Below are 13,466 nucleotides of genomic sequence, written 5' to 3' on the forward strand. Positions count from 1 at the left end.
GNNCATTTCCCCTTTTTTCTTTTTAGGCTGCTGTTACCCTAATGGATACCTTTAAAAATTCTATTCCAACGTATTTTGGAAAGTCCATTACCATCTGCATTCCAGCTCATCCAGGTAAATAATGCTTTTCCGACAATATGATCTTCCGGAACAAACCCCCAATCCCGCGCATCGAGCGAATTGTGCCTATTGTCGCCCATCATCCAATAATAATCCATTTTAAAGGTGTAGGAATCTGTTCGGTTTCCATTGATATAAAACCCATCCGATTTCTTTTCCAATTGGTTCTTTTCATACACACGGATAGCTCGTTCGTATAGTGGAAAGGCCTGTGCGTTTAATGGAATAGTCATTCCTTTCTTAGGAATGACAAAGGGGCCAAAATTATCGTAGTTCCATTTGTATTGCGGATCGTTTGGAAAGGTGTTTGCTTGGGCAACTCCCGGTTTTTCCAAGTTCATTTGCATGGATTTGACATTGGACCAGGATTTCACCATTGCCGCCTGTTCTTGGGTTAAAAAGATGAGATAAGCGCCGGGCTGAATGAGAGAGACTTCTATTCCCATATCTTTCAAGCGCTGTTCGTCCAGACCAGTCTCATCGGTGATCACGGTATAATCCATCTGACTTTCCGGGGCGACAAAACCTGGTTTGTCGTTTACAAACAGTACCCCTTCTTTCATACCGATTTTATCTCCCGGCATTCCCACACATCGCTTAATCAAATGTTCACGTTTGTCTACTGGGCGGGTCTGAATCGTAAATTGTTGGTGTACGGCTTCACGTCCCATACTACGCACCAAATCATAATAGGGCGAGTCCTGATTTTCCACAGCAACCGTATCACCGGCAGGTGCATTAAAAACGATTACATCATTCCGCTTGATCTCTTGAAATCCGGGCAATCGTTTGTAAGGAATTTTAATGAGTTCAGAAAAGGCTTTCCCTCCTATTAATGGCATCGTATGATGTGCAAAAGGAAAGGCTATTGGTGTATTGGGGATGCGGGGACCGTAATTTAGTTTACTCACAAAAAGATAATCGCCAATGAGTAGAGACTGCTGCATAGAACCCGATGGAATCATAAATGCTTCCAATAGAAATCCACGAATTAGCGTTGCAGCGACAGTTGCAAACACAATCGCGTCGGCCCATTCACGCACCATTGATTTTTTATAGGGATATTTCTTCTTATAATCCATATAAGATTGATGTGCGATCTCCAACTCAGCTTCCTTTGTCGCCCCGCGACCTTCGGCATGCGCTGCTTTCAGATTTTTGGTGTATAGCCCATTTAGAAATTGCACATTTTTATCTTTGCCCCAAAGTGGCAGAACGATGAAAGGGACCAGTACTGCGGCGCAGTTTTCCCAAAATCTTCTTTTACCAAAACAATGAATAAAATCGAGGTAGAGATTATAAAATACAAAAATATTAACGATCGGAACCAGTAAAAGGATCAGCTGCCAGGTCTTCTTGCCTAGGATACGTGATTGGATCCACTGACTATAGACGGGCACAACTCCCTCCCAGCCTTTGCGTCCTGCTTTTTCAAATAGCAACCAAAAGCCGTAAGCGGCAACTATAGTCAGTACAATAAAGATTGTAAGTATCATAAATTCGTTTAATTGCAGAATCAGTAATTAAAAAAATATCAATAAATAATAAGTTTCTTTCTCTCCTCGGATGAGGTTTTTGAAAGTTGAAGCTCATTGTAGCGCATAACGTACTTTATAAAAAGATCATAATCGTATTTCTTTTCATTTTCAAACTCAGCAAATAGCTCCGGTTCGTCATTGATCAAACGCCCCAAAGCAATTGTCCGCTTCTTTTTGCTGTTGCTAAAAAGTCCATTCGTATTGCTATTTATTTCAATCACCTCACCGGTTGACTTTTTTAATGCATAGGCATATTTAGACTTACTGACTCCAATGGATAACATCGTACCACCACCGCCTGTACCAAACATCATTCCGCCGCCACCACCGAGATTCAAATTAGACACATAATAAACCATTATTTCTCCATCAACCAGCACTTCAGCAAAAGTTGGCTCCTCTGTATAATATCGACCTATTTGAAATACTTGTGGAGAAGTTCCCTGAACAGGTTCCAAGCCATTTTCGACATAAGAGGGTGCATAGACTTTTCTTTTTGATTCCCAGTAAGCACGAAATACCTGATCTGGGGTAAAAGTTAGTTTCTCTTTCTGTTGATTTTCAAATTTGAGCTTGTGATCCTTGATGGAGGAGATTTTTCCATAAAGGGTATCAGCGTTCATAAGCACTACGTAATCCAATTTTTTTGTGGCTTCCTGGGCGCTGGCTGTCATTAGTATACTGGCGCAGGAAGACAAAATCACAGCAGTTAAAATTGATATGGCTTTCATTGAAATCTGTTTTTGTCAATAGCTTTTGATCGCATAAACTCTTTTGACTGTATTCACTTATACTTGGCACTCTCCGCCAAGCTTCACGTAAAACTACATAAAAATATGAAATTCAAGTTCAGCCTTAGGGGTTTTAACGTTTGTTAGCATTTTGTTTTGCTAGGTGCTGTCCTACAATACTGCGCCAAAGATTTTAGGACCCCGTGTTTCACAAGCGACAATAGCTGCACGGCAAAAAACAAAGCCACATCATTTTTGCTGATGTGGCTTACCGAACTGCGCATGCAATGATTTTAACTTTTATATTTACTTTCAAATGCTGTAGATGCTTTATTGACACCATTGCTCATATTTTCAAACGCTTTATTGATATTGTCAAGCAATGCAGACTCTTTGGTAGCATCTGGTGTTTTATTTTTTCGGAGCTCAATCAATTTGGGATAATCCTCTGTAACGATTTTCTTATACCCATTTAAGCCATCAAGCACTGCTTTTTGGAATGTCGCATCGCCTTTGAAATCTCCCAGATCTTCTACTTTCTTGATATCATCATTCAGAGATTTCTCCCAATCAGCACGTACCTGTTCGGCTTTCGTATAATCGGAACCATTCATTGCGGCATTCATCTCCGTCACATGTGTTTCACTACTGTTGATAACAGTAATGATCGAATTGTTGTATGCTGCAGGATCTTTTTCTCCCGTACTACAACTTGACATAGTCAATACCGCTACGGTCACCATGCCTGTAATAATTTGTTTAATCATTGTTGATCTATTTTTTCTTTATATTTCAGCATTAAATGCTCATTTACACAAAGATAGTCTTCAAATCATCGGGATTTCATCACGGAAATCAGGGATTTCCGGGGCCATTCAAGCTAAAGGGACATTAACTGATTGCGAAAGTTGTGATTGCCATTGCGTTGATCAAAACGGTCTGCAAGTTGATCCGCTAGTTTCCCATAATGGGTCGCCAGTTCACTTGCGGTGTAGGTATTTTTCCCTTGAAAAAGATTATGCTGATTGCCGAGCTCAAGTATAAAAGGTTCGTCGGGACCGAAGTTCTTCATGGCTTCGGCGATGTAGCAGGCCAATTGGAACATGGATCTATTTTCGGGACCATCGGCCCAAGGTAAAAAACGTTCGATCCATTCCTTGGCTTTACCACTATCGGTATAGGAAAAATAGGTTGCTAGTTTAATTGTCGAGATCAAAATTGCGGAATCCTTTTCTTTCTTAAAAACCTCCTTTTCTGCCAGCAGCGCCATTTTATCCGCTTGTTCGGTATCACCTTGCTTAAGACCTTCATAAGCCAGGTTCACGGCCGTACGCAAAGGGACATGTGAACAGGTAAACTGCCCTTCAATTAAGGGCAAGGCTTTCTCGGCTGCAGGAGCATATCCATACTGTAATAGTGTTGCTGATACTTCGGCATCCATTTCACAGGCTTCACAGTCGCTCATGTCATCTCTCTGCACAGCATTTACGTTCTTCAATGCGCGCTCGACAGCGGCTATATCCTTTTGCGCAAGGGCATCACTTAGCTCTTCATTGTGTATGGCACGCTTTCCATAACCGTTACGAATCAAGCGTTTTTCAAAGTCGCCCAAAGCTGCTTCAATCTGCTCACGGCTGACAGCAGGATTATCGTATAATTCGGACATCATCCATTTGTATTGCCATAAGAAATCTTCTTCATTAAAGAGTTCCGGATTTTCATCGTAAGCTTGTAATATCCACGCAAATGCGGGTAACGACTCGGTTGAAAAAGCGAGGTCTATCTCTTCACTGATTAAATCTAAACGAAGGTCATATCCCCATTCAATATCTTGGTTTTCATCTGCAATCCGTATAGCCTGTGTCAATAGATTAACCTTCTCCAAGGTATTGTCTACGCGTGCAACCTGATTGCGCAGTTTCTGAATTTTAAGTGTATACATCTTCTTATTCTCTTCTTTTAATGAAATATTTCCTTTTTAAATAAGCTCTCTAAAAGGTAAAGGGAAATTCTGACCTAGTGTAGAAATCCCTCCACCGCGTTAAAGATTCACAAAATTATCCAGCCCCATTACAATGAGGCTCTTTAGGGCTTCGTTCATGACCTTCATTTCCCGTTCCTGGACCGGGTACTTGCCCAAAATGAGTGCCTGCACGTAAAGTACTTCAATGACTGAACGCAGCATGTAGGCATCTTTAATATCCATTAGGGTGCTGATCAGCTGATTATCCGCATTTAAACATAAGGTATTCTGGATCTTATTCGGCCTGGATGTCTTGAGGACCTGCGCAAAAGGATTTGCATTTTCCTTTAATTGGCTAATCGTACTCTCTACACTATTTTGGTCCATTTTTGTAAAAATAGCTGGTGTATCAATCGGTTTAAACCGCCTAATTTCCAGGATACAGCTGTAATCGTCCAAAATGCGCTGCGCTTCTTTCTGAAAAGAAACATATTGATTTTGCTCATCCTCATGAATCGGCTGAAATGTTTCCAGGAGCTGATTTGGCGACATCTCTGTTATCTTATAGTCGGGGTATCGTTGTTTGATCTTGCGGAGCAACTCCGTATCAAAGGTATAAGAAGCATTCACAAGAATCATTCCCTGTGTATCGGCCATACGGTCAATCTGTTTGAAATCCTCAAAATCAGCACAGTAATAGAGCTGCTGTTGTTGATCGATGATATTTTGGAAACTCCGCTGTCCGCGATTGGTTTCAAACGGGATATCAGCTAAAAAAATAGCCAGGAAGTCGGGATCATCGAGCGCAAAAGCTTTTAAATGGAGATAATGTGTCTGGATAATACGTATATAAATATCGAAGTCTATCTTCTTCACTTGTTGCAGGTACGTTTTGAGCACAGCTGCAATTTCTTTTCGCGCCTGCCGCAATAGATCATTTTTCATCAGAGACTCCCGTGAGGCAGTAGCACTAAGTTCCTCTGTATTGACAAGCATCCGGACAAAAAAGGCCCAATTTGGCAAAATAGACTGATCTTCTTCGGCAAGAAACATGCGCTTCAAGTAAATTCGGTGACGCTGCTTACTGCTAAACTGCGTACGGAAAGGTAAAATATACAACACACCCTTTGCCTTACCCGCCGTCGTTTCAAATGGAATTGCATCCAAAAAGTTGACATGAAAGAGTTCTTTGCCTATAGCAAGCAGTTCCGCCTTCGAAACCGATGGAGCCAGCCATTTAGGTGCTTCTTTATGGATGATCTTTTCGGCACCTCCCACCACAATAGAAATGGTTTCTCGCAGCGCATCTCCATAAAACTTAATTTTTTTCTCAAAATAATCCCCTTCAAAAATATAGGAGAATTGCTTTTTAGGGCTTAGGATAACCCGTGTCCCGACAGGAATATCTTCTGTCAGACGCTCGATTTTATAGTCCCCTTCAGCTCTGGCCGTCCAACGTAGAGGCAGTTGTTCAAGAGCGGACTTTGTTTCAACAATAATCTCATCGCTGACCACAAAACAAGAAAGCAGTCCAATACCAAACTTACCGATAAAGTCCTGAGCATCCTTGATGTCCTTACTCTTTGAGCTCTCCCCGATAACCGACAAAAATTGATGAATATCGGCCTCCTTTAGGCCTATTCCATTATCGCTGAACAGAAACTTCGGTTGTTCAGTGCCTGGCAGCTCAATCGTTATTTTTCCTTGATGTTGTTCATCCAAGTGTTTCAATGCTGTAATTGCATCCACGCCGTTTTGAAGCAGTTCCCGAATAAATGTATTGGGATCGCTATACAGGTGTTCTGAGAGCAGTGCGATCATTCCTTTCAGATTGACCTGAAAGGAATAGGATTTTTCTTCTTGCATGTTTTTCTTACTTTCTCGTTTTCTTTGTCAATCGAATAGCATCATCATGTCCATTGTCTGCCGCCCGTTCAAACCACTCCAGGGCAAGATCTTCATTTTCTTCTACCCCATCCCCCATGAGATAACAGTTGGCCAGTTTATATTGTGCGTCAGCATGATCGGCTTCGGCGGCCTTCATAAGCCATTCGACTCCGTCTTGAAGGTCCATCGGTACGCCATCTCCTTCCAGCAGTTGCACCGCAACAAAGTAAGTGGCATACACATTCCCTTGCTGCGCTACTTCCATAAAATACCCATAGGCGGCTGCTTTATCGATCTCGGTACCTATTCCAAAATAATAACAACGGGCCAATCGGTAGCTCGCTTGCTGATTTCCTCGCTCCGCAGCTTGTGTATAATATCCAAATGCTTTTGCTGGCTGTGCTTCCACGCCGATACCAAACTCATAGCACATGCCAATTCCCTCCGTCAGATAGCCAAGTTTTTCGGCACGCGTGTAGTAATCAAAGCCTTTGTCGTATTCTTCCCGCTGATCATAGTCGAAGAAAAAGTAGTCGCCAAGCAGCACGAGTGCCTCAGCTACATTTTTTTGTGCGGCCTCTTCCAAAAGCTGAAGACCATGTGCTACATTCTGTTGCACCAAACCGGTCAAATAATATCGTCCCAATACGTAAATTGCATAAGGGAACCCCAGATCGGCAGCTTTCTTAATATTTTCCTGTGCTTTAAATGTATCTTGGTTCAATCCATAACCATACTCATAACAGAGACCCAGATCTGTCAAAGCCTGTACATGATTTCGTTCAGCAGCCTGTTGGTATAAAGCAATCATCCGGTCCAGATTTATCTCCGTACCTATGCCCCCCCGGTAACATCGCGCCAGTTCATATATACTATTTAGCTCCTGCATCCCGGCTCCGGTTTCAAAGGTGGTAAAAGCTGCTTTCGGTTGGGGAGCTCCGGACTGGTGATAATCATTTTCCAAATAAATACCTTTTAAATAATAGGCATAGGGATAGCCAAGATCTGCCGCACGCGAGAAATAATCAAAGGCCAATTTATAATCCGGTTCGGATTTTAATTCAGCAGCTAAACCCATCTCAGTCAGCGCAGTAGCGTTATTATATACTGCCGCTTCCTCGAAGTAAGGCAATGCAGCTGCCAGATCAGGCGCATCATTATGGATTCCATACTTTAAGAATCTGCCGACTTGATATAAAGCTTGTGGCAGTTTATCTTTTGCGGCATCCTGATAATAATCAAAGGCGGCTTTGTAATCCGGAGCCAAACCCTCGTAACCAGATTCGAGCATGTTGCCTAGGCGCAACTTCGCATAAGCAATATTTTTTTCCGCCATTGCGCTGAAGCGCTGGAATGCTGATGTTTCATTCTTTGGGAGGAACTGACCTTCGAGGAGGATTTCAGCAAGTTCAACCTGCGCTTCCACATAATTATCTTTCTCGTCGAGCAGATGCAATAAAGATAATCCCTTTTCGATGTCCTGCAGCGCGTTCTGATAGAGATAGAGACAAGCAAGACGATAGCCTGCATAATTGTTATTATAATCATATGCTTTCTGGAGATACCACAGCGGTTCTTCGAAATCCTGTTTTTCCCTATTTTCATTGCCTAATACCTGAAGTTTGATAAGTGCTATTTGCACCGCAGCATCCATCATTCCGTATTCAAACAGCTCTTGATATTCCGGTATAAGAAGCTCCTGTTCAATTAAGGAAGTCGCCTCCGCACGTTTTATTTCATTCAGCACAAATCTGCAGTAACGAGATTCAGCCATCGCAATACCCTCTTCCAGGGTTTCCAGGCGTTTGCCCCTATCCTCTTTACGCGCATAGTAAAATTGTAGCGCCTCATAATAATGACGCAGTAGTTTCCGCTCCGGAGACTGCTTGAGCACCTGTATACGGTCAAAGACTTCTTCGTATTTATCGGTCCAGACATCGATATGGGCAGCATAAGCTATTCCCCAGCGATCTCCGCCCAACGCGAGCTCATCCAGTTCGACCTTGGCGCTATCGCGGTCGATAGCAGCCAGCATGCCTAAATAATTGTAGTATAAATAAAGAGGTCTTGCCCATTCAACACCAGCATCGATGCCCCTCTTCAAATAAAGGGAAGCTTTTTCTTTATCCACCACATGTCGGCGGCATAAAATATGCTGTAAGCCAAGCTCCACCCATGCGTGAGGATTGATTGCAGCATAGCGCTCCAATATTGTCCTTATTTTATCAATAAAAAAGGAATAATCCTCTTCGTTCAGATATAAGTTTGCTGCAAAATCAGTTCCTTTTTCAAATAATGCATCATAAAGTGCAGCCGCACTGGGTTGCTGCAAGTTGTGCTCAAAATAAATCAGGACATCAAGCCATATATCGGGCGTAATGCGTTTCGAAAGGTCAACTGTCAATTGATGTTCAGCCGATTGCAATGCGGCAACTTTAATAGAATATTCTTCACTTAACTTCATATATCATCGTATGTACTACTTGTAAAACATGCTTTTTATACTCTTCAGGCGCCAAAAAGCAACAAAAACTTTGCCACTGTATCGTACAGTCAATTCCGCTTATTATAATGCAACTATATTGCTTTTAAAATCTTTTCCCTATATTTGTTGCAACTTAATTGCAATACATACAAGTTGGATATATATGGATTGCACGACTTACGCTTTACGAATCGAATCCACATAGATGAATAGGTATATTATTTTTTCAATTATCGCAGCACAACAACTATTTTTTCCTTGCTATGGACAGGAGAAGAGCATCGAGCTTGAAGAAGTTAAAGTTGGCGGGCGACGTTATCACCGCGCAGCAGAGGGTGCGTTATCGATTCAGCTGTTGACTGCCGACTCTATACAAAAATACCAAGGCGGGAGTTTAATGCAGACATTAAGCCGACTTCCCGGTGTCAGCGCCATCGGCATAGGTGCCAATCAATCTAAACCGCAGATTAGAGGGCTCGGATTTAATCGTGTGGCCACGGTAGAAAATGGCATTAAACATGAAGGCCAGCAGTGGGGATTGGATCATGGACTGGAAATCGATCAATTCAGTGTGGGAAGTGCCGAGGTACTTAAGGGGGCCAGCTCATTTCTCTATGGCTCAGATGCTATTGGGGGTGTGGTCCGGTTAGCACCGCCAGCGGAACTACAGAAGACAGGTTTTAAAGGGCAGTTTAACCTATTGACAAAGTCAAACAACGCGACGTTTGGCGGATCGCTACAAGCACAGGGTAGAAAGGGGAATTGGGTATTTGGAGGCGGATTCACGCACTTGGAATATGGCGATTACCGAGTGCCCACAGATACCGTCTATGTCTACAATTATGCGGTACGCCTGAAAGATCGGCATGTTCGCAACACAGCAGGACGAGAAACACATTTTCAACTACGTGGTGGATATCTATCGGATCGTTTTTCTTCAATTTTCTACCTGAGTAATTATCATACAAAGCTTGGCTTCTTTGCCAATGCGCATGGCTTGGAACCGCGGGGCGTAGATACAGCTCTTTATGACAAATCCAGTCGTGACATTGGTTTCCCTAGCCAGACGGTCAATCACCTGAAGATTATTAACCGCAACTTTATCGATCTGGATAAGCATAAGCTTTGGATAGACCTGGGTTATCAGAAAAACTACCGCCAAGAGTACAACAATTACACCGCGCATGGTTATATGCCTCCCGTTTATCCAAACGATATGACTGTCCCGATCAATTTGGAAAGGTTGTATGACAAACGGGTCTATAGTATCACTGTAAAAGACCAATTTGAGTTGGCCAGACATCGACTTAGCCTAGGTGCAAATGGAGAGTATCAGGACAATCGGATCGATGGCTGGGGCTTCCTCATCCCCTCATTTAACCAAAAAGCAATGGGCCTATTCGTATACGATCAATACAAGCTCGCGGACCAAACGATGCTGTACGGGGCGTTGCGTTACGATTACAGCCATATTCAGACGTCACCTTATCGGGATTGGTTCGAATCACAGCTGGAAGACAATCAGTCGGGAAGAATAGTTCGGGCTTCAGCGCTCAGTCGCCGTTTCAATAGCCTGGTTTGGTCTTTAGGAGCGGCACATCAATTCGGAGATCTGGAAACAAAAATCAATGTAGGAAAGAGTTTCAGGGCTCCTATTGCACAGGAGCTCGGTGCTAATGGTGTCAACTATCACTACTTCAGTTATGAAAAAGGCAATCAATCCTTGTCCCCCGAACAATCCTACCAGCTGGATTTATCATTGACCTGGAGTCCCAGAAAAGTCTTTGTCGCCTTTACGCCGTTCTTTAATTACTTTTCCAATTATATCTACCTCAACCCCACGTCGCGCTACGATCAATATTATGGTGCCGGCAATCAAATCTTTGAATATATGGAAAGCCGTGTTCGCCGCTATGGAGCTGAATTGAAGCTCAGCTATCAGCTTTTGAAACAATGGAAAGTAGAATTATTGGGCGAATATGTCCGATCAGAACAACTATCGGGTGCAAAGAAAGGCTATACACTTCCATTCTCTCCGGCACCCTCAGCGTTGATGGACATCAGCTGGACAGCAAAAAACAGCAAATATTTTAAAGAGACCTACCTTTCCGTCGATTGTAAATGGACAGCTGCGCAGCATCATATTGTTCCGCCAGAAGAGTCCACAGCAGCTTATCAGGTCTTCAACTTTCGAGCAGGAACACAGCTTCGGTTTTCGGGATCTGCCCTTCAATTACGCTTGCAGGTTCAAAATCTTTTTGACAAGAAGTATATGGACCATACCAGCTTTTATCGGCTGATCTCATTGCCTGAACAGGGGAGGAATTTTATTCTATCCGTTGGAGTTCCCTTTGGAAAACAGTCCAGATCATAACATGAATCACCGTGAATGAAGAATAAAAATAACATCTACCGAAAGACAACCGCTTTAAATAAGCCTTTGATCGCAATGAATTACGTGAATCGAAGCGTACAGTGAACTCTTATACAATTTGTAACGAAGACACCTGAATAACCGAACATCACACAGGCATGCTAACAATAAAAGATATACGAATGAATAAAAATTTAAAAATGAAAGGATCTCCTATGAAAACAGTCCAAAAATATACACTTATCGCGGTGTTACTTACGATGGCCGTTGCCTGCAAGAAAGATAAGGAAAGCATCGACACCGAAAAACCGGTCATCGCCATCGATTCCGAAACGGCTTTTCCAAAACAATGCAGCACCATCAAACGCGGTACAAGCTTTACTTTCCACAGTAAGCTATCCGACAATGTAGCGCTCGGCAGCTATAGTATTGATGTACACCACAATTTTGACCATCATTCGCATAGCACAGAAATCGGAGAGTGTACTATAGAACCTATCAAAACGCCTATCAAACCCTTTACTTTAGTCAAGACGGTCAATATTCCGGGTCAGCCACAGCAATACGATGCCGAATTAAAGATTGATGTACCAGCCGATATCGATCCCGGCAATTATCATTTTATGATCCAGGTGACTGACTTGGCGGGATGGAGCAGCCAAAAAGGAATCAGCATCCGTATACTCGAATAATACCATACATATTTATCAACTCAATTTAATTAAATCCATTTTACATGAAAACTAGAAACATTCGCTTCTTCTTCCTGTTAAGTACACTTCTTTTCGGTTTTTTATCATCCTGTAAGAAAGATAACGAGGAAATTCCAGCACTTGCAAAGCCCCAGATCAGCGCACTCGAAATCGGCAGTGGCAATAACAAAACGGTTCAGGCGGGATCAGACCTACATCTTGAAGGCGATATTCTCGCCGAAGCACTCATTGCTAAGATCGAAATAGAGGTTCATCAAGAAGGTGGTGGTCAGTATAAGTTTACAAAAGCCTATACGGATGGGAAATACATTGGTGTAAAAAATGCAACATTTCATGAACACATCGATGTTCCGGCAGATGCACCCGCTGGAGCCTATCATTTTCATTTTACAGTAACCGACAAAGCCGGCAATACAACTACAGTAGAATCGCCATTGACCATACAAGGTACAGATGCCAAAGTTGCTTATAAGCTTATATTTACGGAAGTAGCCGGCGAAGCCCATGGCGACCATTTCCATGATCTTGCCGACAAAGAAAAGGTAGAACCAATTGTTATCAGCTTTGATGACAAGGGAACAGCATTGGCAGGAGGACATGCTCACCTCCATCCCGCAGGTATCTATAAAATTGAATTAAAACAATTTGATGCTTCTTCAAAAGAAATCCAGGGGCAATACATTGTCAATAAAGCAACAGCAGACTACTATAAGGCTTTCCTTACAGGTGGTTCTTTTGTTTTAAATCCGAATAGCAGTACAGGAAGCGGAGCAATCTTTCAAACGAAAGAAACTACCTACGGTGATGGCTCTGCAGTCAATGGAGCAACGGAGACAACAGGAATCATCACGTACTTTACAGCAGGAAAAGATAATGAAGGCGAAAAAAATGTAGTCTTTGTACTTCGCAAGTTTAACGATGCGACCACAAAAGCAAAAGTTACCCGTGCTGATTGGAACTCTTCGGATTATGCCACTAAGTTTGCTGGCCAAGATCAAATTAAGCTATCTTTTGAACTCCACGCAGAGGGAGGAGAAGATTAGTCCCAAAACAAAAAACCGCCTTGCTATTCACAATTTGTTGGCAAGGTGGTTTTACACAGGTCATTTTCCCGACGTCCGCAGTTGGTAAAATCATCAAAGCGTTATTTTTTACAGCAATATTGGCTTAGTCCCTTACCTTCGTCAGCACATTTCCCTGTGGATCGAGTACCAGCTTCCACTCCTCTTTGCCATTTTTCACTTCAAACGCATAACTCACTTTCTGCTCAGCGGTAATCTTTTTTGCGTCTTCAATGCGATAGCCCAGAAAATCTCTCTTCACCCGGTCCAGCACACTCTTCGGCAATTCTTTTTTGTTGATTTCAGTTTTATACCGCAAAACTTTTCCGTTAGGTTGAAACCAAGCTTCCTGATCTGTACCAAATAAGCCCGTTTCAAATTCCACTTCATACACATTACCTTTCACCTCCCACTCCACTTTTTTGGCTTTTGGAAATTTCTGTTGGAAACTGTTCACCACTACAGCGGGCACTTGACTTTGTGGTATATCTTGCGCAATAGCTCCTGTTGTTGTCAGTGCAAGCACGAATGCACTCCAGATTAATTTACAATTCATGATTCTATTTTTTAGTATACTACAAAGTAAAAAAGCGA

10 protein-coding genes are annotated in these 13,466 nt (G+C 42.5%); 3 read left to right on the top strand and 7 right to left on the bottom strand.

All coding sequences use genetic code 11. The features are described from left to right. Positions 1-38 precede the first annotated feature (38 nt). The 6 genes from lepB to B3P16_RS22525 form a co-directional block, all read right to left on the bottom strand. Positions 39-1,616, bottom strand: a complete 1,578-nt coding sequence (gene lepB, locus B3P16_RS22500) for a signal peptidase I (protein WP_286844432.1) — start codon at positions 1,614-1,616, stop codon at positions 39-41. 38 nt (positions 1,617-1,654) lie between these two features. Beyond that, positions 1,655-2,389 carry a hypothetical protein gene (locus tag B3P16_RS22505; RefSeq protein ID WP_156167628.1) on the bottom strand — a complete coding sequence of 245 codons (735 nt, stop codon included), beginning with the start codon at positions 2,387-2,389 and terminating at the stop codon, positions 1,655-1,657. Between the two features lie 293 nt (positions 2,390-2,682). Then, positions 2,683-3,156 (bottom strand): LIC11966 family surface protein, encoded by a 474-nt coding sequence (locus B3P16_RS22510; RefSeq protein ID WP_286770419.1) that lies wholly within the window; start codon positions 3,154-3,156, stop codon positions 2,683-2,685. Positions 3,157-3,269: 113 nt separating this feature from the next. After that, positions 3,270-4,331, bottom strand: coding sequence for a hypothetical protein (locus B3P16_RS22515; protein WP_286766815.1), 1,062 nt, complete (start codon positions 4,329-4,331; stop codon positions 3,270-3,272). A 99-nt stretch (positions 4,332-4,430) separates the two neighbouring features. Then, positions 4,431-6,218, bottom strand: coding sequence for an HSP90 family protein (locus B3P16_RS22520; protein WP_286844434.1), 1,788 nt, complete (start codon positions 6,216-6,218; stop codon positions 4,431-4,433). Positions 6,219-6,225: 7 nt separating this feature from the next. After that, a complete protein-coding gene (locus tag B3P16_RS22525) occupies positions 6,226-8,703 on the bottom strand; it encodes a tetratricopeptide repeat protein (RefSeq protein WP_286844435.1) in 2,478 nt (825 codons plus the stop codon). A gap of 226 nt (positions 8,704-8,929) precedes the next feature. Here B3P16_RS22525 and B3P16_RS22530 point away from each other — a divergent pair, with 226 nt between their 5' ends. From B3P16_RS22530 to B3P16_RS22540, 3 genes are all read left to right on the top strand, one after another. Continuing rightward, positions 8,930-11,098, top strand: a complete 2,169-nt coding sequence (locus B3P16_RS22530; protein ID WP_286844436.1) for a TonB-dependent receptor — start codon at positions 8,930-8,932, stop codon at positions 11,096-11,098. A 215-nt stretch (positions 11,099-11,313) separates the two neighbouring features. Continuing rightward, positions 11,314-11,790, top strand: coding sequence for a DUF4625 domain-containing protein (locus B3P16_RS22535; protein ID WP_259655420.1), 477 nt, complete (start codon positions 11,314-11,316; stop codon positions 11,788-11,790). Between the two features lie 44 nt (positions 11,791-11,834). After that, the gene (locus tag B3P16_RS22540) at positions 11,835-12,854 is read left to right on the top strand and encodes a DUF4625 domain-containing protein (protein WP_286844439.1); all 1,020 of its coding nucleotides are present in this window, start codon (positions 11,835-11,837) and stop codon (positions 12,852-12,854) included. A 124-nt stretch (positions 12,855-12,978) separates the two neighbouring features. Here B3P16_RS22540 and B3P16_RS22545 read toward each other — a convergent pair whose 3' ends face one another. Beyond that, positions 12,979-13,428 carry a PepSY-like domain-containing protein gene (locus B3P16_RS22545; protein WP_286844442.1) on the bottom strand — a complete coding sequence of 150 codons (450 nt, stop codon included), beginning with the start codon at positions 13,426-13,428 and terminating at the stop codon, positions 12,979-12,981. Between the last annotated feature and the right edge of the window lie 38 nt (positions 13,429-13,466).

This window comes from Sphingobacterium sp. UBA7631, from assembly GCF_002483935.1.
Classification (GTDB): Bacteria; Bacteroidota; Bacteroidia; order Sphingobacteriales; family Sphingobacteriaceae; genus Sphingobacterium; species Sphingobacterium multivorum.